The organism is Rhizobium sp. ZK1 (assembly GCF_047782645.1).
Lineage (GTDB): Bacteria > Pseudomonadota > Alphaproteobacteria > Rhizobiales > Rhizobiaceae > Rhizobium.
This window is the reverse complement of sequence record NZ_CP180587.1, coordinates 1,611,198-1,633,682: the sequence shown is the minus strand read 5'-3', so window position 1 is coordinate 1,633,682 and position 22,485 is coordinate 1,611,198. Positions and strand designations below refer to the sequence as shown.

The 22,485-nt window shown below is 62.7% G+C and carries 22 protein-coding genes and 2 pseudogenes; 4 read left to right on the top strand and 20 right to left on the bottom strand.

Going from position 1 to position 22,485, the window contains the following annotated elements; translation table 11 throughout:
• Window positions 1-3: 3 nt before the first annotated feature.
• Genes ACK9YZ_RS30120 through ACK9YZ_RS30085 form a run of 8 tightly spaced genes read right to left on the bottom strand, consistent with a single transcriptional unit; the run spans window position 4 to window position 8,358 of the window.
• Entirely contained in the window at window positions 4-1,758 is a 1,755-nt protein-coding gene (locus ACK9YZ_RS30120) for an FAD-dependent oxidoreductase (protein ID WP_416067191.1), read from the bottom strand.
• Window positions 1,758-2,840: a branched-chain amino acid ABC transporter permease gene (locus ACK9YZ_RS30115; protein ID WP_416067190.1), complete on the bottom strand. Its 1,083-nt coding sequence runs from the start codon at window positions 2,838-2,840 to the stop codon at window positions 1,758-1,760. The genes ACK9YZ_RS30120 and ACK9YZ_RS30115 overlap by 1 nt, the downstream gene beginning before the upstream one ends.
• 1 nt (window position 2,841) lies before the next feature.
• Window positions 2,842-3,705: a branched-chain amino acid ABC transporter permease gene (locus tag ACK9YZ_RS30110; protein ID WP_216760067.1), complete on the bottom strand. Its 864-nt coding sequence runs from the start codon at window positions 3,703-3,705 to the stop codon at window positions 2,842-2,844.
• Window positions 3,702-4,412 (bottom strand): ABC transporter ATP-binding protein, encoded by a 711-nt coding sequence (locus tag ACK9YZ_RS30105; protein WP_416067189.1) that lies wholly within the window; start codon window positions 4,410-4,412, stop codon window positions 3,702-3,704. Before ACK9YZ_RS30105 ends, ACK9YZ_RS30110 begins: the two co-directional genes overlap by 4 nt.
• Window positions 4,412-5,131: an ABC transporter ATP-binding protein gene (locus ACK9YZ_RS30100; RefSeq protein WP_416067188.1), complete on the bottom strand. Its 720-nt coding sequence runs from the start codon at window positions 5,129-5,131 to the stop codon at window positions 4,412-4,414. Before ACK9YZ_RS30100 ends, ACK9YZ_RS30105 begins: the two co-directional genes overlap by 1 nt.
• Window positions 5,132-5,134: 3 nt before the next feature.
• Entirely contained in the window at window positions 5,135-6,412 is a 1,278-nt protein-coding gene (locus tag ACK9YZ_RS30095; protein ID WP_416067187.1) for an ABC transporter substrate-binding protein, read from the bottom strand.
• Between the two features lie 24 nt (window positions 6,413-6,436).
• Window positions 6,437-7,501 carry a maleylacetate reductase gene (locus ACK9YZ_RS30090; RefSeq protein WP_416067186.1) on the bottom strand — a complete coding sequence of 355 codons (1,065 nt, stop codon included), beginning with the start codon at window positions 7,499-7,501 and terminating at the stop codon, window positions 6,437-6,439.
• On the bottom strand, window positions 7,498-8,358 hold the full coding sequence (locus ACK9YZ_RS30085; protein WP_416067185.1) for a dioxygenase: 861 nt from the start codon (window positions 8,356-8,358) through the stop codon (window positions 7,498-7,500). Before ACK9YZ_RS30085 ends, ACK9YZ_RS30090 begins: the two co-directional genes overlap by 4 nt.
• Window positions 8,359-8,438: 80 nt before the next feature.
• Between ACK9YZ_RS30085 and ACK9YZ_RS30080 the strand changes: the two genes are divergently transcribed.
• On the top strand, window positions 8,439-9,389 hold the full coding sequence (locus ACK9YZ_RS30080) for a LysR family transcriptional regulator (RefSeq protein ID WP_416067184.1): 951 nt from the start codon (window positions 8,439-8,441) through the stop codon (window positions 9,387-9,389).
• A 34-nt stretch (window positions 9,390-9,423) separates the two neighbouring features.
• Here ACK9YZ_RS30080 and ACK9YZ_RS30075 read toward each other — a convergent pair whose 3' ends face one another.
• From ACK9YZ_RS30075 to ACK9YZ_RS30030, 10 genes are all read right to left on the bottom strand, one after another.
• On the bottom strand, window positions 9,424-10,017 hold the full coding sequence (locus ACK9YZ_RS30075) for a flavin reductase family protein (protein WP_416067183.1): 594 nt from the start codon (window positions 10,015-10,017) through the stop codon (window positions 9,424-9,426).
• 17 nt (window positions 10,018-10,034) lie between these two features.
• Window positions 10,035-11,261: an acyl-CoA dehydrogenase family protein gene (locus tag ACK9YZ_RS30070; protein WP_416067182.1), complete on the bottom strand. Its 1,227-nt coding sequence runs from the start codon at window positions 11,259-11,261 to the stop codon at window positions 10,035-10,037.
• Between the two features lie 61 nt (window positions 11,262-11,322).
• Entirely contained in the window at window positions 11,323-12,102 is a 780-nt protein-coding gene (locus tag ACK9YZ_RS30065) for an alpha/beta fold hydrolase (protein ID WP_416067181.1), read from the bottom strand.
• A gap of 23 nt (window positions 12,103-12,125) precedes the next feature.
• Window positions 12,126-13,139 carry a zinc-dependent alcohol dehydrogenase gene (locus ACK9YZ_RS30060; protein WP_416067180.1) on the bottom strand — a complete coding sequence of 338 codons (1,014 nt, stop codon included), beginning with the start codon at window positions 13,137-13,139 and terminating at the stop codon, window positions 12,126-12,128.
• Window positions 13,136-14,179 carry a branched-chain amino acid ABC transporter permease gene (locus ACK9YZ_RS30055; RefSeq protein ID WP_416067179.1) on the bottom strand — a complete coding sequence of 348 codons (1,044 nt, stop codon included), beginning with the start codon at window positions 14,177-14,179 and terminating at the stop codon, window positions 13,136-13,138. Before ACK9YZ_RS30055 ends, ACK9YZ_RS30060 begins: the two co-directional genes overlap by 4 nt.
• A 4-nt stretch (window positions 14,180-14,183) precedes the next feature.
• Window positions 14,184-15,041, bottom strand: coding sequence for a branched-chain amino acid ABC transporter permease (locus tag ACK9YZ_RS30050; RefSeq protein WP_416067178.1), 858 nt, complete (start codon window positions 15,039-15,041; stop codon window positions 14,184-14,186).
• On the bottom strand, window positions 15,028-15,759 hold the full coding sequence (locus tag ACK9YZ_RS30045; protein ID WP_416067177.1) for an ABC transporter ATP-binding protein: 732 nt from the start codon (window positions 15,757-15,759) through the stop codon (window positions 15,028-15,030). Before ACK9YZ_RS30045 ends, ACK9YZ_RS30050 begins: the two co-directional genes overlap by 14 nt.
• The gene (locus ACK9YZ_RS30040) at window positions 15,756-16,451 is read right to left on the bottom strand and encodes an ABC transporter ATP-binding protein (protein WP_416068461.1); all 696 of its coding nucleotides are present in this window, start codon (window positions 16,449-16,451) and stop codon (window positions 15,756-15,758) included. Before ACK9YZ_RS30040 ends, ACK9YZ_RS30045 begins: the two co-directional genes overlap by 4 nt.
• Before the next feature lie 152 nt (window positions 16,452-16,603).
• The gene (locus ACK9YZ_RS30035) at window positions 16,604-17,902 is read right to left on the bottom strand and encodes an ABC transporter substrate-binding protein (protein ID WP_416067176.1); all 1,299 of its coding nucleotides are present in this window, start codon (window positions 17,900-17,902) and stop codon (window positions 16,604-16,606) included.
• A gap of 80 nt (window positions 17,903-17,982) precedes the next feature.
• On the bottom strand, window positions 17,983-18,801 hold the full coding sequence (locus ACK9YZ_RS30030; RefSeq protein WP_416067175.1) for an SDR family NAD(P)-dependent oxidoreductase: 819 nt from the start codon (window positions 18,799-18,801) through the stop codon (window positions 17,983-17,985).
• 453 nt (window positions 18,802-19,254) lie between these two features.
• Between ACK9YZ_RS30030 and ACK9YZ_RS30025 the strand changes: the two are divergent.
• A pseudogene (locus ACK9YZ_RS30025) lies at window positions 19,255-19,695 on the top strand (signal peptide prediction); the annotation flags it as partial.
• Window positions 19,695-19,892, top strand: a pseudogene (locus ACK9YZ_RS30020) (hypothetical protein); the annotation flags it as partial. The pseudogenes ACK9YZ_RS30025 and ACK9YZ_RS30020, both read left to right, overlap by 1 nt.
• 176 nt (window positions 19,893-20,068) lie before the next feature.
• On the opposite strand, the gene ACK9YZ_RS30015 reads toward ACK9YZ_RS30020, so the two are convergent.
• A complete protein-coding gene (locus tag ACK9YZ_RS30015) occupies window positions 20,069-20,602 on the bottom strand; it encodes a cytochrome b (protein WP_416067174.1) in 534 nt (177 codons plus the stop codon).
• 130 nt (window positions 20,603-20,732) lie between these two features.
• A complete protein-coding gene (locus ACK9YZ_RS30010) occupies window positions 20,733-20,864 on the bottom strand; it encodes a hypothetical protein (protein ID WP_416067173.1) in 132 nt (43 codons plus the stop codon).
• 254 nt (window positions 20,865-21,118) lie between these two features.
• On the opposite strand from ACK9YZ_RS30010, the gene ACK9YZ_RS30005 reads away from it, so the two are divergent.
• Window positions 21,119-22,267 (top strand): glycosyltransferase, encoded by a 1,149-nt coding sequence (locus tag ACK9YZ_RS30005; protein ID WP_416067172.1) that lies wholly within the window; start codon window positions 21,119-21,121, stop codon window positions 22,265-22,267.
• The last annotated feature ends 218 nt before the right edge of the window (window positions 22,268-22,485 follow it).

Below are 22,485 nucleotides of genomic sequence, written 5' to 3'. Positions count from 1 at the left end.
GCCTCACCGATCCAGAATTGTTGTCAACACGCGGCGCAATTCGGCTGCGGGGTCAGCCGCCAGCCCCTCGGAGCGCCATGCAACGTGGTGGTCCGGCCGCACCAGGATGGCCCCTGCATCGCCCACTTCGCTGGCACGTGCCCAGTCGCCGTAATGATCCTGCCATGTCTGCCGTGGCCCGATGACATGGGTTGCGAGCGGAAGGCCGAGTTCCGCCGACAAGGTCTCGACCGCATCGACCCAGGCCCGGCCGCCGATACCGGTTAGGAGGGTGAACTTGCCGTGACCGCAGAGGTCGAGCGTGGAGGTCTTCCGGTTGCCCTTGCCGAACAGCCAGGCATGCGGCAGGCGTGCGCCGGGCCAGGTCGTCTGTTCGAAATGCAGTTCCGGGTCTTTCGTGAATGCGGGCTCGGGCTGAGCATCGGTCGCAACCGCCGAAGATTTATAGCGGTGGTTCATCTCCACGCCATGGGCGTCGAATTCATAGACCTTGAAGGCGATCGCCTCGCGCAGCGCCGCACGCTGGCTCTCGGCGGCCTTACTATCGTCGCAGCGGCGATCCATGTTTTCCTGCATCTTTACCGGGTCGATGGAATCGAGCAGGCCAAGTGCTCCGAAGATCGGGCCGAATTCCTCGATCGACTGGTTGGCGCGGGTGACGATCTGCTTGGCGATCGGCGCGCGCTCCTCGGTATAGGTTTCGAGCAGGCCGGCGCCGGCCTGGCCCTTGATGACCATGGCGAGCTTCCATGCCAGGTTGAAGCCATCCTGGATCGAGGTGTTGGAGCCGAGCCCGTTCGACGGCGGATGGCGGTGGATCGCATCGCCCATGCAGAAGACCCGGCCCCTTTGTGTGCGGGTGGCGTAACAGTTGTTGACCGTCCAGGTCGAGACGGAGGTGACCTCGATGTCGATATCGGGATCGCCGATCAGGTCGCGGGCCACGCCTTCGGCAAAAGCGTTATCGACCTCAGGCACGCCCTGGCTGATGTCATAGCCCCAATTGATCAGCCACTCGTTCCATGGCCGGATCATTCGCACCAGGCCCATGCCGATGCCGCCGACATTGGAGCCCGGCTGCAGCACCCAGTAGAGGACCGAGGGGCGGTGGGCGACGTAGCGGGTGAGGTCGGCCTTGAACAGGATGTTCATCGAACCGGCCACGCCCATCTTGCCCTCGAACGGCAGGCCGAGATGCTGCGCCACCAGCGAATTGCCGCCATCGGCACCGACCAGGTATTTCGAGCGGATGGCGAAATCCTTGCCGGTCAGGCGGTCCCGGCAGATCGTCGTCACGCCCTCGGTATCCTGCACATGGCTGACATATTCCGTGGACATCCGCGCCTGCGTCCCGCGCGCGCAGGCAGTCTTGAACAGTAGCGGCTCCATGAAGGTTTGCGGCAGGTCATTCATCTCGGTGGGCGAGGAGAGTAGATGCTCGGCCTTGGACTTCGGGTGGGTGCCCCAGGTCTTGAGACGGCCGAGTTCCTCGCCGGCGAGCGAGGTGCAGAACACGTTCTCGCCCATGATTTCCTGCGGGCTGCAATGGAGATAGGCTTCCGCTTCGACCTCCTGGCCCAGGTCGCGCAGTACTTCCATCGTGCGCTGGTTGGTGATGTGGGCGCGCGGTGTGTTGGCGAGCCAGCGATAACGGTTGATCGCCATGTTCTCGATGCCGTAGGTGGCGAGCAGGGCCGCAGTCGCCGAGCCCGCCGGGCCGGTTCCAATGATCAGGACGTCGGTTTCGATATCGGCCATCAATCACTCCCTTTGATGTCTTTGGTTTTGGGCTGGCCCGCCAGGATGCGGCGGACGGGAAAGAGCTGGATTCCGGTGCGGTCGGCGAACAGGCCCCAGAGGCCGCGCGGCGCAAACAGCATGATCAGGATGCCGATCAGACCGAGAATCAGGAGGTACCAGGAACCGTAGTCGGCCAGCAGGCTCTGCAGGATGTAGAACACGATCACCCCGATAATCGGCCCCTCGATCGTACCGATACCGCCGATGACCGCGATGAAGATCACATAGGCCGTCCAGTCCGGAACGGAGAAGGCCGCATCCGGCGAGATGCGCGCCTTCTGCACATAGATCAGCGCGCCGGTGAGGCCTGTCGCCAGCGCCGCGACGAGATAGACGAAGGATTTTGTCCAGAGAGGATCGACGCCGACCGAGCGCGCCGCCTCGCGGTTGTCGCGCACCGCGGCGAGACCCAGGCCCTGCTTCGAGCGCAGCAGCTTGTAGATCGAACCGATCGTCACGACGGCCAAAAGCAGCGCAAGCCAGTAGCAGACGATATCGGTGGCCTGTGGGCCGCGTACGCCGAGCAGGTCCGCGACGAAGCGCACGCCGAACATGTCGCGGGTCGCGCCTGACGGCAGCGAGGTGCCGGTTCCGCCACCCAGCGCCTTCCACTGCGCGAGCGACAGTCGCACGATCTCGGCGATGACCCAGGTGCCGATAGCGAAATAGGCGCCCTGCAGGCGGAAGACGAAGAAGGCCGTGGGCACAGACAGCGCCAGCGCTGCCAGCCCGCCGAGCATGATGGCTGCCATCGGATCCATTCCGAGCAGGCTGACGCCTGCAAACATCGCATAGGCGCCGAAACCGACAAAGGCCTGCTGGCCGACGGAGACCAGGCCCGCATAGCCGGCGAGCAGGTTCCAGCACTGTGCCAGCACCAGCATGGTCAGGATGAAGAACAGATCCTGGACCACCGAGCGCGAGACGAAGAGGGGTGCTGCGACGGCGAGTGCCACAATGGCAAGGATCACCAGCATGGATGCGGAGGAACCGCGCGTGTGCGCCGAGACGGTCCAGCAGGAGGAAAGGTGATCGCTCATATCAATCCACCGCCCGTGGGAAAAGGCCGCGCGGCCTGACGACCAGCACCAGCAGGAAAGCGATATGGCCCGCCAGGATCTGCCATTCCGGATTGATCGCGGCGCCCACGGTCTGCGCCACGCCGATGATGATACCGCCGGCCAGCGTCCCCCAGAAGGAGCCGAGCCCGCCGAGGATCACGGCCTCGAAGGCATAGATCAGCCGTGCAGGTCCCATGGTCGGATCGAAATTGGCGCGTGTACCGAGATAGAGTGCCGCGATCGTCACCACCATCATGGCAAGCCCGGTGGCGGTGGCGAATATGCGCTCGGCGCGGATGCCCATCAGGCCCGCCGTCGCACTGTCGTCCGATGTGGCGCGGAAGGCCCGGCCGAGCGAAGTGCGGTAGAAGACGAGGTTGAGCGCGATGATGACGCCCACCGCGGACAAAAAGGTGAGGAGAGGCATGGTGCCGATGCTGACGGGACCGATCTTGAGCGAGGCCGTTTCCAGTGTGCCCGCGGAAATCCTGCGGCTGTCGGCCGAAAAGCCCTCGAGCAGACCGTTCTGGATCACGACCGAAAGGCCGAAGGTCACAAGCAGGGGAGGTAGTATATCGTTGCCGAGTGTCCGGTTGAGCACGAGGAATTGCAGTGCCCAGCCGAGAGCGAACATCACGGGCAGCGCGACCGCGGCAGCGATGAAGGGATTGAGGCCGAGTGCCGAAACCAGCAGCAGGATCAGGAAGGCGGCGAGCACGATCAGATCGCCATGGGCGAGATTGACGAGCCGCATAATGCCGAAGACGAGGCTGAGCCCGGCCGCGAAAAGTGCGTAAAGGCCGCCGAGCAAAATGCCCTGAATGATCGTATCGAGCCAGTTCATCGCGCATGCGCTCCGAAATAGGCGGCATGGATATTCTCGCGGCTCAGCGTTTCCGGCGTGCCCGTCAGCGTCACCCGTCCCTCCATCATGCAGTAGACCCGGTCGGCCACTTTCAGCGCCTGGCCGATATCCTGTTCGATGATGACAATCGAAGCGCCCGTCGCGCGGATTTTCGGGAAGGCGGCGTAGATGTCCCTGACCACCACGGGCGCGAGCCCGAGGCTTACCTCGTCGCAGAGCAGCACGCGCGGATTGGACATCAGTGCGCGGCCGATCGCGACCATCTGCTGCTGTCCGCCCGAGAGTGTGGTGCCGGGATGGTGGCGCCGCTCCTTCAGCACGGGAAAGAGATCGTAGATGGTGTCGAGCGACCACGCACCGTTGCCGACCCGGCCATATTTGCCGATCAGCAGGTTCTCCTCGACGGAAAGGGAAGGAAAGAGCCGACGGCCTTCCGGCACCATGGCGATGCCGAGTTGCAGGACATCCGGAGCGGCCAGGGCGCCGATGTCCCGGGCATCGAACCGGATATGTGCGGGGACATTGCGGATCAGGCCGGAGATCGATCGCAGGAGGGTCGACTTGCCGGCGCCGTTGGAGCCGATCACGGCGATCGTCTCACCTTCATTCAAGGCGATATCGACGCCGAACAACGCCTGGAAATCGCCATAGAAGGCCGTCAGGCCATGTGTCTCGAGCAACGCCATCAGACATCGATCCCGAGATAGATTTCACGCACCTCCTTGGATGCCATGATCGTGTCGGGATCACCGTCACCGATTACCCGGCCGAAATGCAAAACGACGAGCCGGCTGACGACCGAATTGAGGGCATGCAGCACGTGCTCGACCCAGATGATGGAAACGCCGCGCCGATGGATGGCACGGATCGTTTCCACCAGTTCCTGGCATTCTGCCTCCGTCAATCCACCGGCAATTTCGTCAAGCAGCAGGACCTTCGGGTCGGTCGCGAGCGCGCGGGCGAGCTCCAGGCGCTTGCGCTGCAGGAGCCCCAGGCTTCCGGCGAGCTGGTTCGCCTTAAGATAAAGCCCTGTCTCGACGAGAATATCGGCGCAGCGGTCGCCGACCTCTCGCTCGCTCTTGCGCGACCCGAAGGCACCGGCGACCAGCAGGTTTTCGAACACCGTCAGCTTTTCGAAGGGCTGCGGGATCTGGAACGTCCGGCCGATACCGGCGAGGCAGCGCGCCATCGGCGGCTGTCGCGTCACGTCCCTGCCGTCGAACTCAATGGTCCCGGCATCAACGCGGATGTTGCCGGTGATGAGGTTGAACAGCGTCGACTTACCGGCGCCGTTCGGCCCGATTACGCCGAGCGCCTCGCCCGTCTCCAGTGCAAACGAAATCTGGTCGGCGACCTTCAGGGCGCCGAAGCTTTTAAATACATGGTCAAGGGCGAGTATCGGCATGGCTCAGCCGATCGCTTCCATCCTGCCGCCGGTCGGAATGTTCGGCGCGGTCTGGTTGTCGACGATGACAAGATCGTAGCCGCCGCCGTCCCTGAGACGCCACTGACCGCCGACCAGCGGCGTCTTGGCGATGTTCCTGGCCGCAAAGGGCGGCACATTGGCACCGTCCCAGGCCACCTTGCCGACGATTGTCTCGATGTTCGAGGCAGCGATGGCGGCGATGACCGCCTCGCTGTCGGTCGGGTCTGCACGTTTCATGACGTCGAGGCCGACCTCGAACAGCGCATGAACGAAGCCTATGGGCTGGGTCCAGGGCCGGCCGGTGACAGCGGTGAAACCTTCAGCGAGTTCACGGGCGCTCTGGCCGGTCAGCGACGACTTGAAAGGATGGCTCGCCGACCACCAGACTTCGCAGGAAAGGTTGTGTCCGGTCTTGCCGAGCGCCTCGACCGCCTGTGGGAACAGGATCGCCTTGCCGATGGAAGCGACCTTGGGCTTGAAGCCCTGTTGCTGCGCCTGATTCCAGAAAGTGGTGAAATCCGGCGGGATCATCACGCCGGTGATGAGGTCGCTGCCGTCCGACTTGAAGGCGTTGATCTGTGCGGAAAAATCGTCGGTCAGGTTCTGGTATCGGCCCGGATCCTTCAGCGTATAACCGAGCTTCTCCAGAACTGGCGGAAAGCCTACAGCCTTGTCGCCCCAGGCATTGCCGTCGCCATCGTTGGGAAACAGGCCGCCAACCTTCTTGTTGGTCTCGAGCTGGCCCCACATGTTGGTGTAGACCGCGATGACGTCTTCCAGTCCCCAGAAGAAGTGGAAGGCGCTGTTGAAGGGTTTCCAGGATGTGGGATCGCCGGGATTTGCCTGCTGGCCGATGAACCAGGGCTGCCAGGGGGCCGCGGTCGAAATGCAAGGCACGTCCTCTGCCTCGCAGACAGTGGCCACAGGATTGGTCGTCTCCGGCGTCGATGCCACGAGGACGAGATTGACCTCGTCGCTGACGATCAGCTCCTTGGCGACTTCGGCGGCGCGGTTCGGATTGGACTGACTGTCCTTTACCACGACTTCGTAATTCAGGCCGGCCGCCTTGGTGGCGGCCATGAAACCGTCGATGATGAACTTGTCGGCCTCGGCGAACGCGGCCAGCGGACCGGTCTGGGGGCTGACATAGCCGAATTTGATCGGAGTGCCCCTGGCGATCGCCGGCATGGCGAGGCCGGATGTTGCCGCCAAGGCTCCCGTGGCGGCTGCGGACTTCAGCAATTCACGTCTCGTAATCATATGCCTTCTTCCTCCCAAAAGAATTCAATATGGCGGTCGTGTTCCCTTCCAGGCGTCCTGCAACAAGGCGCGGATCGATGTGCGGTCGATCGGTCGCGGATTGGAATAGGGGTTCTTGGTCGCGATGTCGGCCGCCCTATCGAGATCGGCCTCAGTGAGGCCAAAATCCCTGAGCGCCATCGGCGCGCCGATCGATTTCGCGAAGTCGCAAAGGGCCTGCCCGGGTGTCGTGCCACCGAAAATGTCGCAGATCGGCGTCATCAGGTCCGGCACGGCCGACGCGTTGAAACCGATTGTATGCGGCAGCATGATGGAGTGGGTCTCGGCATGCGGCGTGTCGAAGCTGCCTCCCAGAGTATGGCAGATCTTGTGATGCAGCGACATCGAGATCTGGCCGAGCACGGTGCCGCAGAGCCATGCGCCGTAGAGCGCCTTTCCGCGAGCGGCACCGTCGCGCGGATTGCCGATAAGGATGGGCAACGCGTCTCTGAGCGCGCGAATGCCATCGATGCTCATCATCGTCGTGATGGGATTGCGATCGGGCGCATAGAGCCCTTCGGCAGCATGGGCAATCGCATTCAGGCCGCTGGTGACGCTCATGCCGACCGGCAGGCCGAGCGTGAGTTGCGGATCATAGATCACGACTTCCGGTGTGACCTTCGGGCTGCGCAGCGTGGTTTTGGCGCCGTTTTCCGTCTGGCCGAGGATCGGCGTGACTTCAGAGCCGGCATAGGTCGTGGGCACGACGATCTGCTGGATATCGGTGCGATAGGCCATGGCCTTTCCAAGCCCGGTCGTCGAGCCGCCGCCGAGGGAGACGACGCAATCCGCGCCGAGCTCGGCCGCGCGCGCGACGGCGCGCTCCGTCACGTCGACCGGGGTATGCATGGTCGCTTCGGTGAAGGTGCCGACCGACAGCGTTCCGAGCCGTTTCGACATGGCTTGCGCATCGGATGCCTGGTGCGGCGTCGATAAGACGAGCGCGCGGCGGCAGTCCAGGGCCTCGACCCATTTGCCGACATCGGCACTCGTTCCACTGCCGAAGACGATGCGCGCCGCACTGCCCTGATAGGTGAAGGATAGCGTCATGTCGTGCCTCGCCCCTTCTTCGCCCTAACCATGGTGAAGGTGAAGTCGAGTGTCGAGGCATCCCCCTTGCCGGTCGGCTTGAATTCGCCGATCAACTCGTCCTTCACGCCGAACAGGGCGTCCCGGCCAAGATGCGGATCACTGCCGTCATAGACATGCGTGCTGATCGTCTCGAAGCCATCGGCCTTGATCAGGTAGTGGAGGTGGGCGGGACGGCGCATGGGAAAACCCAGCCTGCCCAGCAACTGGCCGACCGGGCCATCGCTCGGCACGGCATAGCCGCCCGGGCGAACGGTCTTGTAGCGGAAGCAACCCTGGTCGTCGGTCGTGAAGATGCCGCGCAGGTTGAATTCCGGCTGCTGGTCCGGCTGCTGATTCTCATAGAAGCCTTCGCTATTGGCCTGCCAGGTCTCGACCGTGGCGCCGGCGATCGGCTTGCCGTCGAGATCCTGCAGATGGCCGTTGACGGCAAGCGCCGAGCCGACGCCGTCGAGGGAAATATTGGCATTGAGCGCCAGCCGGGGCGCATCGGCTCGGTAGAAGGGGCCGCGCACGGTATTGGGCGTCGCGCCCTTTGGCCGATTTGTGTTGATTTCCTCAACGAGTGCGGTGACGCCCAGCAGATCGGAGAGCAACACCCATTCCTGCCTGCGGCCGTCGCTGGCATGGCCGACATCGGTCAGGAATTCCATCGCCCGCCGCCAATCCGCTTGCGACGGACGCGTCTCCCGGATGAGCGTGTGCAGATGCTCTATGAAAGGAACCATGAAGGCTTGCAAAGGGCCTTCGGCATGCCTGTCGAGCCGCTCGGCCACACGCTGCGCAGAGTTGCGCTCACTGAACGATATGTCTGGCATGACTCCTCCCATGACGAGAACCTAACAGGCCGGAATAGAATGCTTGATAATTTTTCCGGCGATTTATATTCGTTATTGTTATGAAGATAGATGAAAGGCATCTCGCGCAGCTCGCTGCGGTCGTTCAGGCAGGGGGTGTGACCGAGGGTGCGACGCTGCTCGGGCTCAGCCAGCCGGCCGTTTCGCGAACGCTTGCGCTGTTGGAAAAGCGTCTGGGCGAGCCGCTTTTCCTCAAGGGGCGACGGCCGCTGCAACCGACGCCGCTCGGCCGGGCGCTGGCCGATCACGGCCAGGCCATATTGACCTCCGCCCGCAAGGCATCGACCCTTGTCGAGGGATTTCGCCATGGCCGCACCGGGCTGGTGCGCGTCGGCGGTACGCCCTTCTTCATGGATGCTCTGATTGCCGGCATGATTGCCGGTTTCCAGAATTCCTCGCCAGACGTTCGCGTCGAGCAAAGCTACGGCTATCTTTCCGAGTTGCGCGCGGCCATTGTCGCCGACCGCATCGATCTCGCCATTTGCCCGATTGACATGCTCGAAGAAGGTTCGGGCTTGCATTTCCAGGAACTGCTGCCTGGCCGCAATGTCGTGGCCTGCCGCGTCACGCATCCGCTGCTGCTCAAGCGCAAGCTGATGGGTCCTGAACTGCTCGACTTTCCCTGGATCGCGCCGCCGCCCGGTAGTCCGTTGCTCGCTGATCTGCGCAGCCTGGTTCTGTCGCTCGGCGCCACCGAGACCAAGATCCGCTATGCCGGCGGATCGCTGACCAGCGCGATCAACTACATGAAGGAAAGCGACGCATTGACGATCCTGCCGCACAGCGTCGTCTTCGCCTATCGCAATGACAAGGCGATCACCGCGCTGCCGGTCAATATCCCCCACCCTGAACGGGCGCTGGGCCTGCTCAGGCGCTCGGGCGATCTCGGGGCACCGGCCATTGAGGCGTTTTCGGCACATCTTCGCAAGAGTTTCCAGAATCTGAGGCATCTCATCAAGCGCCACGAACAATCCGTGGTCTGGGGAATGTAATAGGGTAACCGGCGGCCATGCCGCCGGCATGGCTTCAGAAGGTGGCGGAATCGTCGGGCCACAGCAGCATAGGCGCCGAGACGGTGTCGACCACGGGACCCAGCGCGTGCCAGGCTCGGTTGGAATAGACCAGCGCCTCGGCCTGTCGTGTCACAAGCGCCCCGGATGATACGGCGGTCAGCTCCGCCGTCACCAGGCAGGCCCCCGACGTTTCCAGCCGGCCGCGCAGCTCGGCGCGAAACCAGAGTTCGACCTGCGGATAATAAGGCTCGCCGCTGTCGAGCCTTGACCAGCGCACGTCCGTCCCGAAGCGATCCTTGCCTGGTGTCGCGCAGAGCCGGGCGAGTTGCATGTCGGCACGGCGCACGAAATGCACGACGACGGATGCAGCGCGCTCGACCACCTTCCCACTCGAGGACGATGCCGAGAGCGAGAAGGCGACCATGGGTGGTGCGGCACTGATCGAGATCAGCGAACTCACGGTCATCGCCACCGGGCCTTCGGCGCCCTCCGCCGTAATGATGGCGACACCGGACGGATGGTGCCGGAAGGCTGCCACGAACGCCTCGGTGAGGCCGGAGCTGACGGCGGCGGTGCCCGTTTCAGGCGCCGCCACTTTATCCGGCATGCCTTTTGCCCGCGCGCTCATTTCTTCTCGATTAGGTCGTAGAACTGCCAGGTGCGGTCGCTCCACAGGCCGGCAATGTCGCGGCCAACGGCGGCGACGATGTTCGGGTTGATCGTGAAATGGTTCGAGGCCGTCAGCATCTCGCGATAGATCCGCTGCATGACGCCATAGCGCAACGAAGCCCCACCGAGCGAGCGATAGACGAAATGGCAGGCATCGACGCCCGCCTCATGCACTTCGGATTTGGCGAGATGCACCAGGCTGATCTGGCGCGTTGTCATGCGGTTGCCGGCCTCGATCGAGGCTTCGACGTCGCGCCAGACCTCAAACAGGAAGGCGCGGGCGGCCCGCACACGAGCCTCTGCCCGGCCGAAATCGTACCAGAACTTGTCGCTCTCGCCGAGCAGGCCGGCGCGGCCGGTCTTGGTCTTCGCGTATTTCGCGGCCTCATCGAGCATGCGGCGCGATGCGCCGATCGCCCAGCCGGAATGGCCAATGGCGGCAAGGCCCACCACGCCGAGGCTAAAGAACTCCTGCATGCGCTGCGGTTCGGCAGTCAGGATCGGGAACACCATGTCATCGGGAATGAAGACGTCATTGGCGGCATAGTCGATGCTGCCGGTGGCCTGCAGGCCAAGGACATTCCAATTGCCGAGCAGGTCGTGGTCGTCGACCGGCGCATGCGCGCAGAGCACGATCACGTCGCCCTTCTCGTCCTTGGCCGGCTGGCCGTTGCCGTCGTCGAGCAGGGCGGCGGTGTGGGTAAAGGTTGCGTGGTAGATACCGCTGGCATAGGACCACTTGCCGTTCAGGCGATAGCCGCCATCGACTTTCTTCAGCATGCCGGTCGGCGTACCCTGGCCGGAGAACCGGTTGTCGGTCTTGCCGCCGAACAGGCGGCCGATCGCAGTGTCGGGCAGGAAGGCCGCCGACATCGCGCCGATGCAGGCGTGTACCATCGATACCCAGCCGGCCGCGCCGCTGTGATAGGTGATCGCCTCGATGAGCTGCAGGCCCTGCGTCGGCGAGAGCTGTGCACCGCCGATGTCCTCGCCAGCGAAGATATGGCTCATGCGGATAGGCTTGAGCGCCTCGAAGGTCTCCTCGTTGAGGCGGCCGAGCTTCTCGTTCGCCTCGGAATTTTGATCGAGGATCGGGCCGATCTTGTCGACATGTGCCATGAGGGAGGCGAAGTCCGTCTTCGTGCCCCAGTAGCCAGATGCATGCTTGATAGGTGCGTTCATGATAATTCCTCCTTGATAGTCCTGGTCGTCGCAGATCGCCCCGGGGCGCTGCGCTCGGATTTCACGTGGCGAGGAAGTCGCCGATGGCTGTGACGGTTCGCGGATCTTCCTGCATGGCGAAATGGCCGACATCCTCGATGATCAGCGTCCGGGCATTGGGGATGGCCACCTGCCAGAGCGGCGCCTGCGAGGCGGGCAGCATGCGGTCCCTGTCGCCCCAGACGATCAGGGTCTCGTTGGGAATCCGGCTTAGCCAGCGGCCGAGATTCGGATGACCCATGCCATGTGCATTGAGAATGTTGCCCAGCGCCGGGCCTTCCTTCTCCCGGGCGGCCAGGAAACCCTCGGTCGAGGGACATTCCGAGCCGCCCGGGAAATAGCGGGCCGCGACCTCGACATTGTGGGCGAGATAGGCGGGAAACTGATCCGGCGGGATCTGGCTCAGATCGGCGCCGGGATGATCGGGATGATTGAGGCCGGCCGGCGCATTCAGCACCAGCTTGCCGAACCGCTCCCCGGCGACGGCGGCGATCTCGGCCGCCATCCAGCCGCCCATGGAGTGGCCGACCAGATGCGGACGCTCGAGGCCGAGCGCCTTGATGAGCCGGAGATTGTGGACCACCATATCCTGCATGCCGGAAATGTGCGGCGCCTCGGCACTCTCGCCGAAACCGGGATGGAAGGGCAGATAGATACGGAAGCGCTCGGCAAGACCGCGCGCCCACTCGTACCCCTCGATCGTCGCCGCGCCATGCAGCGCAAGCACGGCGGGACCGCCGCCGATCGCCTTCACGACCGTACGCACACCGTCGATGTCCTGCGTCAGGGTCTCGAATTCCATAGACTATCCTCCTCGACAATCGATCAGGCCGCATCAGCGGCGATCAGCACCTTGCATTGCGTCGTTCGGTGCCTCAGTCCTTCGAAGGCATCGGGCACGTCATTGAAGCCGATCCGGCCCGTGATCAGCGCCTGGGGGCGGTAGCGGCCGGGGCCAAGCGCAGAGAGCGCTGTCTCAAACTCGGCCATGTTGAAGAACACGGCGAAGATGAGCTGGATTTCCTTGGACAAGGCCGCGAAGGGATCCCAGTCGTCGCCGCCGACGCAGAGACCGACGCCGACCACCGTTCCGTGGGTGCGGACGAGCTGGCAGGCGAAATCGATCAGCCCGCGCTTGCCGACGCATTCGAAGACGATGTCGGGCGCTCCGCCGGTCTTGGCGCGGAATTCTTGCGCCAGTCCGGGGCCGGACATGGCAAAGCCGGTCGCGCCGATCGAGGCCGCACCTTCTTCCTGATGCCGGTTGATGTCGGCGACGATGACGTCGCGGGCGCCTTGACGTCGTGCCCAGAAGGCGACCAGCAGGCCGATCGGCCCAGCGCCGAGGATCAGCACGCGCTCGCCTGGCTTCAATCCCGACCGCATCACGCAATGCAGCGCCACGGCAACCGGTTCGGCCAGCGCGCCTTCTTCGATCGGAAGGTCATCGGGCAGGATCCGGCATTGGCGGGCGGTGACCGTGGTATATTCGGCATATCCGCCGCCGATCAGCCGCATTTCGGCGCACCAGGCAGGCTCGCCTTTTCTGCAATTGTCGCATGTGCCGCATCCGCGCATCGGCGCCACAGCCACCCGGTCACCCGGTTTGAGCTCGGAGACGCCGGTGCCGCATCGGACCACTTCGCCGGCAAATTCGTGGCCGAGCACGTCGTGACGATTGAGGCCGAAAGTCTTCGGGTCCTCGGTCATGTGCAGGTCGGAACCGCAGATGCCACAAGCAGCGATCCTGAGCATGACTTCATCGGAAGCCGGTTCCGGAACGGGGCGTTCGCCCAATTTCAGCGGCATTCCGACGCCGTCGAAAAGCACGGCCTTCATGTCCGATCCTCCATCAGCCTTCGTCGTGTCGGGAACCACGGGGCGTCGACGACCTTGCAGATCAGGCCCCAGATGCCGCCGCGCGCGAAAAGCGCCATGCAAAGAGTGAGCAGGCCGAGCACCACCATATAGGTCGCGCCGTACTGGCCGAACCAGCGTTCGGCGAAGAAGTAGACCAGTGCCCCGATCAGCACGCCTTCCAGCGATCCAAGGCCGCCGACCATGACGATGAAGATGGCGATGCTGGCCCAGTTCGGATCATAGGCGGAAGGTGGGGTGATGCGCAGCTGGGCCATGAAGTAGATGGCGCCCGCAAGACCCGTACCGACAGCCGCGGCGACCCAGATCAGGAAGCGCAGCCGGCCGACATTCACACCCTGGCTTGCCGCCGCGACCGGATTGTCACGCATGGCGATCAACGCCAGGCCGTAGCGCGAGCGTAGGAGCCAGTAAGGGCCGCCGACGGTAACGAGCAGCATCAGCGCACAGAGGAGCGAAACGCCGACGGCGCGTTCCATGGGCGAATAGCTGGTCATGACGCGCAGGCTCATTCCTGCCCCGCCGTTGACATAGCCGAAGACCGAAGTCGCAAGCCGCAGTACTTCGGCGACGACCCAGGTACCGATCGCGAAATAGGGGCCGTCGAGCCGATGCAGCAGACCATAGGTGGGAATGGCGAGCAGGGCCGGTGCGATCATCGCCAGCATGACGGCGACAAATGGATTGATGCCCCAGAGCTGCGCCATCACGAACATCATGTAGGCAGCCACGCCGACGAAGACCTGTTGGCCGACCGACACCAGTCCGGCATAGCCGGCAAGCAGGTTCCACATCTGGGCAACGGCGATGTAGCAGCAGAGCTCGACCACATCGCGGATCAGGCCCTGGCTTGCCCAGAGCGGCATCGAGGCGATGGTGAAGAGCGCGATGATGCCCAGCCCCGTAGCGATGACGCCGGAAACGGTCTGGCGCTGAACGCGGACCGGCGGAAGATCCGTGGTGCCGGCGGGGCCTTGTGCGGTTGCAAGCGCGTGGGTCACGGTCTCAGTCCTTTCCGAGAATGCCCTGCGGCCGCAGTGCGAGAATGAGCAGGAAGACGAGGTGGCCGGCGAGAATGCCGAAGCCGGGATCGATACGGAACCCGATCGACTGGCTGATGCCGAGCACCATGGCGCCGATGAAGGCGCCCCAGATCGAGCCCATGCCGCCGATGATGACGGCCTCGAAGGCATAGATCAGCTGAAAGGCACCATCGGTCGGCGACACCGTCGAACGCATCGACTGAAAGACGGCGGCGAAGCCCAGGATGCCGACGGCAAGTGCCGTCGCGCCGGCATAGACGGCTTTCGGATCGATACCGGTCATCGCTGCGGCCTCGACATCGGCGGAGGCCGCGCGCAGCGAACGCCCGAAACGCGTATATTGCATCGTGGTTGCAAGAGCCGCCGTCAGCGCAGTGGCCGTAGCGAGCACGATCACGGGCAGCACCCCGACGAAGAGCGGTCCGAGCTGGAAGGAGGCCTGGGCAAGGCCGCCGCTCTGCAGCGAGCGCGTATCCGCCGACCAGACCTGCAGCATTGCGTTCTGCAGCGCGATCGACAGGCCGAAGGTGGCGATCAGAGACGGCAACGGGTCGGCGCCGACGACGTGGTTGAGGATCAGTCGCTGGAGGATGACACCGATGATGCCGCCGAGCGCGACGAGGACTACCAGCACCGACCAAGGGCCGAGGCCGAAGGTCGAGGCGAGGCTGATGCCGACCAGCGCCAGCAGGATCATCAGATCGCCGTGAGTGATGTTGACGACACGCATGACCCCGAACATCAGCGCCATGCCGAGTGCATATTGTGCATAGAGGCCGCCGAGAAGAATGCCCTGGACCAGTCCGTCAAGCCACTGCATGGGATGCTCCGAAGTAGGCTTCGCCGATCGCCTCGCGGGACATGTCCGCCGAGCGGCCGGTCAGCGTGACGCGGCCCTCCAGCATGCAATAGAGCCGATCGGAGGCGGACTTGGCGAGGCCGACATCCTGTTCGACCAGCACGATGGCCGTGCCGTTTCCTGAAATCGACGGGATGGATTGGTAGATTTCCTTGATCACCTTCGGTGCCAGGCCGAGGCTGATCTCGTCGCAGAGCAGCAGCCGCGGCTGGTTGAGCAGCGCCCGGCCGATTGCCACCATCTGCTGCTGGCCGCCGGAAAGCGACTGGACCGGTGCCGCCTGCTTTTCCTTAAGGATCGGAAACAGCGCATAGATGCGCTCGATCGTCCAGGCATCGCCGCGGCCTGGCGCGGCATGATCGACGGCCACGCGCAGGTTGTCGAGCACGGACATGCCGGCAAACAGGCGGCGGCCTTCGGGTACGATCGCCACACCGTCGGCCACCATGTGGTGCGGCCGGCTGCCGCCGACCGCCCGGCCGTCAAGGCGCACCATGTCAGGCGCGACCTTGATCAGGCCCATGATCGACTTCAACAGCGTCGATTTGCCGGCACCGTTGGCGCCGATCAGGGCGACGACCTCGCCCTCTGCGATTTCGAGATCAATGCCGTAAAGCGCCTGAAAGTCGCCGTAGCGGGCCTTGAGATCGTGGGTGGAAAGAAGCGTCTTTCCCGTCATGCCTCGACCCCCATATAGACGCGCCGGACTTCCGGGTTCTTGATGACATCGTTCGGCAAGCCCTCCGCGATCTTTTTGCCGAAGTTCAGCACCATGATCCGGTCGGCCACGGCCAGCAGGGCATGCAGGACATGCTCGATCCAGACGATGGTGACGCCGCGGTCGCGGATGCGGTGGATCAGTTGCACGAGCGCCTTGCCTTCTTCGTCGGTCAGTCCGCCGGCAATTTCGTCGAGCAGCAGCAGGCTCGGGCTCGAGGCCATCGCGCGGGCCAGTTCCAGCCGCTTGCGGTCGAGCAGCGTCAGCGACCCGGCTGAGCGGTTGGCCTTGTCGGCCAGTTCGCAATCGCGCAGAATCTGCGCGCAGAGTGCATAGCTCTGGGCTTCGGTGCGCCCGCCGCCGAAGGTGGCGGCCACGAGCAGGTTTTCGAAAGTCGACATGCCGACATACGGCCGGGGGATCTGGTAGGTGCGGCCGATACCGATCTTGCAGCGCGAATAGGGCGGTTGGCCGACAAGTCGCTCGCCGGCAAAGTCGAGTTCGCCGGCATCGTTTCGCAAGTCGCCGCTGATCAGGTTGAACAGCGTGGTCTTGCCCGCCCCGTTCGGACCGAGGATTCCCAGCACCTCGCCGCGCCGGACATCGAAGCTGATGTCATGCAGGACGCGGAGCGCGCCAAAGGATTTGCTCAATCCCCTCGCTTTTAGCAATACGCCGTCCAATCGATCCTCCGCTCCGGGCAGCGGCGCGTTCACGCCGCCCGCCTGGTCTTTAAGCATTCGGGATAGGTCTGCGGGTTGCGGGCGGGCTCGCCGCCCGGCCGCAACGCCCAAGGCGCCCGGGTTCAAGCGGCCCAGGGGATTACCTTCATCTTCTGCTCGGGTTCGAACAGCTTGTTGACGGTATTGTCGACGATCTTCAGGTCGTAGGGCCACGTCCCGCCCTTGACCCATTGGCCGCCGAAAATCGGCGTCGTCGAGACATTCTTGTGCGGACCACTGGAGAAATCGACCTTGCCGATCAGGGTCTCGATCTTGGTCTTGACCATGGCGTCGCGGATCGAGGTGCGGTCGAGCGGATTGGAGGCGCGCTTGAGGATGTCGAGGGCCACTTCCCAGATCGCGTGACTATAGCCGAGCGGCTGCGTCCACTGCTTCTTGGTCTCGTTCTCCCACTGATCCGCGATCTCCCGGCTCACCTGGCCCGTCAGCGCCGACTTGAACGGGAAGGCGGGCGTCCACCAGACCTCGGACGACATGCCGTCGCCGAGCGGTCCGAGCGCCTGCACGCCACCGGGGAAGAGCAGCGCTGCGGCGACGGTGACGGCCTTCGGCCTATAGCCCTGCTGAGCGCACTGGTTGATGAAGGTCTTGAGATCGTCGGGATAGGTGATGCCGCCGATAATTTCGCAGCCGGCATTCTTGAAAGCGGCGATCTGCGCCGAATAATCATTGGTGCGCGGCTGGAAGAAGCCGGGGACAGTGATTTCAAAGCCGGCCTTCTGTGTCGGCGCGGGCAGGCCGTAGTCGTTGTTGCCCCAGGTCTCGCCATCGGCGTTCTGCGGGAACAGCATGCCCACCTTGCGATTTGTGTCGAGCGTGTTCCACAGGCCGACAAAGGTGTTGAGGGCCTCGTCGAGACCCCAGAAGAAATGGTACGTCCAGTCGAACGGCTTGTTCTGGCCGCCGCGCGGAAAGATCACCGCCTGCCAGGGCGCTCCGGTCGACAGGCACGGGCATTCGTTGAGCTCCGCCTGGTCGGCCGAAGGACTGACGGTATCGGTCGTAGAGGCCGGCAGCAGCAGATGCACGCCATCGTTCAGTATCAGGTCACCGGCGACCTCAGCGGCGCGGTTCGGGTCGGACTGGCTGTCGCGGATCAAAATCTCGACATCGAACTTGCCGGCCGCGGTCTGAAGACCGTCCTTCAGCGTGGCCTTGACCTTTTCGGCCGCCCAGCCATCCGTCTCGCCGAACAGCGCGAGCGGGCCGGTCGTCGGCGTCACGAAGCCGAGCTTGATCGTGCCGGCCGATTGCGCCCTGGCGATCATCGGCGCGCCGAGCGCCGCGGTGGCAAGGCCGGCACCCATGCCCTTGAGCACGGTCCGGCGGGATGGCTGCGCAAATTTCGTCTTCAGGTCCACCTTGGTCTCCTCCCTCTGGTGTTCTTGTCGTCTGCACGCATATTCGTCGACGGCCGGCCCTCCCAGACCCGGCGATCGCCTCACTTAATGCGGTTCATCGAACCTCCATCGATCACGATCTGGCTGCCGGTGACGTAGGACGAGCAGGGTGAGGCCAGATAAAGCGCCAGGCCCTTGATATCCTCCGTGTCGCCGATCCTACCGATCAGCGACTGCTCCTCGAAGGCCCTCCGGTCGGCGGGGATCTTCAGCCGGCCGCCGGCAATATTGGTCATGAACGGACCGGGCGAGATGCAGTTGACGAGGATGCCGAACATCCCCAGTTCCATCGCCATCTGCCGGACGAAATGATCCACGCCCGCCTTGGCCGGCATATAGGGCGTGCCGACAATCGCCTCGTTGATCTGGGCGGCGATGGACGACGTGACGATGATCCTGCCGCCGCCGGTCTTCTTCATGTGACGCGCGGAATGCTTCACGGTCGTGTAGACCGATGAGAGGTTGACCTCGATGACCCGGTCCCAGTGGTGGTCGTCGAGCACGTCGATCGCTCCCTCCGGGATGCGCCCGCCGGTCGTCGACAGGAAACCCGGCCCGGCGTCGATACCGGCATTGGCGAAGACCACGTCGATCCGGCCATGCCGCTCAGCCACGGCATCGAATGCCTCCTCCATGCGCGGACGGTCGGTCACGTCGACCATCTGTCCCCACACATCGCCGCCGTTGGCCTTAAGCTCTGCCACGACGCTGTCGAGCAGCGTTGGATTGAGATCGAAAATACAGACCCGCGCGCCGTTGTCGGCCATGACCTCGGCATAAGCGCGACCGATACCGCTGGCGCCGCCAGTGACGATGACTGACTTGTCACGAACGTCGAACATCTCTTGCAATGTCGCCATTCTTCTCCTCCCGATTACAGAGAGGCTAGCAGCGGCGGACACCCGATTTGATGATTTTTTTTAAATTTAATATATCGTCTCGTTATATTGATGCGTTCAAGCGATCACCCGCCTGCAACCATTCGAGGTTATGGCCCGTGAGCGCCTACCATAGTGCCTGAACAGCGACGACGACGATAAAAGCAACCACCACCGCGGACGCCATTCGTAAAACAGTACGGTTGGCCTGGGCGAGTACCTGTGGCTTCGGGTCTCGCTTAGGATTGAATTTGGGGCGACGTTTCTGTGGTCCCGCTGCCTGGGGCGATTTGTTTCCTGCTGCCATGGCTGTTTCGCTCGACGTGCTGGATTTCCGCAAGCTAATTTAGCATGAAATCTACCTGACGCTTAGTGCGCAACACTGCCGATATCCGGAACACACCCCATCTTTTGCGGGCATCGCGTGTCGGGGAAGGTGATCCTTCCGTTCAGGAGCTCGATCAGCTGATCGATCTCTTGGAGGAGCGCGGGACGGCCGGCTTCTTCGGACATTTCTGGAAAGCCGCCGAGGATGCGGCGCGGCTGATGATCGCCGGCGAGACCGGCGTCCAGAGCATGTGGTCGCCCGGCATCGGCATTCTGAATTCGAAGGGTGTGCCGGTCGAGCAGGCCGTGCCCGCCGAAGGCTATCGCGCCTGGCATTTCGGCCTGTGCCTTTCGAAACATTTGCACGGTCGCCTCCTCGATGTCGCCTACGACTATCTGAATTGGTGGATATCGGGATGGCCAGGCGCCGTTGTCGCGCGACAGGGATACTGTATTTCCACGCCGCAGCGCTCGCGCCAGTCCATGACGCCGGCCGAATGGGACTACTGGTACAAGGGCGCTACCGCTGCCGAAGACCTGCCGGGTCCGAGCTGTTCGTCCGCGTCAACTCCAAAACGCTGCGCAATACCTTGATCGGCAATTTTCTCGATTGGTGCGGGGTGTCGCTACCTTGCGGTACTGGAGAGGCCGGCATGCCGGTGGGACTGCTGCTATCGGCTCCGCGCGGCCGGGACGACGACCTATTGGCCACCGCAATGGCCTTGGAAGATATCGTTGCCGGGTAGACCGACCCAACGCGCTTATCTTTAACACCGCGAGCGGCTTCTGGACGGGATCTCAGACCGAGCTTGCTTTGGGCGTTGCCGTTTGGAGAGGCGATTGCAATGTTTAGAGGCCGCGGGATCAGGCAGACAGGCCAGCGCTCAACGAGCGCCGGCACGGTCTCCGTTTCGGCTACGCATCACAGCATGCGCGAGAGGACATCATTCTCCTTGCTCCGATCGAGGAAGCGATGTTTCAGGACTGCGAGAACATGTAGCGCGACCACGAAGAGCAATGTGTACGCCAAAAGCCTATGCAGCAGCTGGAACAGCCTGAACTCTGTATCGTCCTTAGGCAACAGCTCCGGCACCGTAATTCCAAAGAAAACGACCCCGTCACTCTGCGTAAACGAACTCGACATCGCATACCCCATGAGTGGGACGACAATCATTAACACATAGAGAGCAATATGGGCTGCCTTGGCGGCAGCGACCTCCCATTTGCCGAGGCCGGTTGGCAATTCCGGTACTCCCGCCCATATGCGAAATACGAGTCTCAGAGATACGAGAAGGAATATCAGCAGTCCGAACGACTTGTGGAGCGGATACAAGGCCTCCGGCCCGGACTCGCCTGCCGTGGTCATTACCCAACCGAGTGCGATCATCGCCAACACGATCGCCGCCATAATCCAGTGTAAAACGCGAATTGCCAGCGGGTATCGAGCTCTGCTCATACGTAATCACTCCGTGGATGGCCGACCACGTCACCTGCCAGCGTTGGACCTATCCGCTGCCCGTGGTTGGAAAACTGCCTGGCATATTGCAGGGCGTTGCCGACGTGTACAGGCATCAACGGCCTGGAAATCATCCATAGCGGCGATCTTCGCCGAAGCTCCACGCTATCTGTGCACACGCCAAATATAAGTCAGCAATATCAAGTCGATAGAAAGGAGCGATGATGCTCGTCTGCCGCTTGATCATCTTCTGCGTCATCATGGCAGTCTTCGCCATAATGTTCTCGACTGCGGTCATAGACGCGCATCGAGAGGAGTTCATACCGCGCGCGCTGTATATGGAATGAGATGGATGGACTGGCGCAATTTTCTCCGAACTCGACGAATAGGTAATGCAACATGAGGTGGGGCCCGTCGATCTCTCCGAGATTAAATCCGCCAAACATTCATATGTCGTCCACTAAACTGCAACATGCCGGCGATATGAATGGAGATCAAATAGCGGCTGGGGGGCTGATGCCTGTTAATTTGCAAAGCATCGGTGCGAGAAGCAGGAACTTGTTGTCACCTTCCATCGACGGGAAGGTCTCATCTTCGGCGATGCGCAAGCTGCGCATCCTGCATCTACTTTTCGCAGATGAAATTGCAGGGTCAGAGAGGCACTGCATCGACCTCGCCAATGGACAGGCAGCTCTTGGGCATGAGATTCACGTCGTCGGATTTCGCGGCTCGCCGATCGTCCCGCTGCTCTCCGACAAGGTCAATTTTCACGGGCTCTCGACTGCGCTACTGCGTGGGATGAGACTGCGACAGTTGATTGCGAAGGCCCGAATCGAGGTCGCGCATGCACATCACAGCCCAGGAAGCAGGACCCTTGCCAGCGTTCCCGATAGCGTGACGACGATTGCGACCCTGCATGTCGGGTTCAAGCCGAAGCGACATGCACGGATGGACGGCGTCATCTGCGTGAACCGCGATCAGTTGTCCCGCCTGGACGGTTACGCCGGTCAAGCAGGTTTGATTTCGAACTGGCTTCCAGATGCGGTGAGTGGGGAGGCCGTAGACCTGCGTTCCAAATTGAATCTGCCTCGTGAAACGCGGTTGGTGGGCGCCGTAGGTCGACTGCATTCCAGCAAGGGAAACGACGTCCTCATCGCAGCCTTCAGACGATCTGCGCCAGAAAATGCGGCGCTGATTATAGTCGGCGAAGGGCCGCAGCGCAGCGAGTTGAAAAAGATTGCGGGAGGCGACCGTCGAATCCACTTGCCGGGCTATACGGACAACGTGCCTGGATTTCTGCGCAATCTGGACCTGTTCGTTTCTCCGTCTCGCGAGGAAACGTTCGGCCTGGCCATACTTGAGGCCATGCGTGAAGGCCTCCCTATCATCGCAACAGCGACGAAGGGACCCTCGGAATATCTGCATGGCCATCCAGTCAATCTGGTGCAACCTGGTTCCATCGACCACCTGTCAGCGGCGCTGATTGACGCCCTCAAGCCTCAGGGCGTTGTGAGCCACGCGCGCGTTGGGTACGATTTGACTGCTTTTTCTCGCTCGACGGGTATCGACAATGTCCTTGATTTCTATCGCGAAGTCGCTGACAGAAAACAGCGTGTCGACACGAACTCTGCCAAGGCGCCGTTGCTGTATGTTGGCCAGACCTAAGAGTGATTTACGCAGGCTTTCACCAATCAACGCTCGCAAACTCCGCAAACGCACCGTGATGCGAAAGGTCAACCTGCCATCCGATGACAGGTCTCGATATTTTTGCTGGGAGTCTGAAAGACGCCTCAGTAGCTCTGCTCATTAACGAACTGAATGCGCTTTGGCAGCAAGCGTCCAATCGGGCGCCGGACAATCAAGGTTATGCGGCGATCGAATCC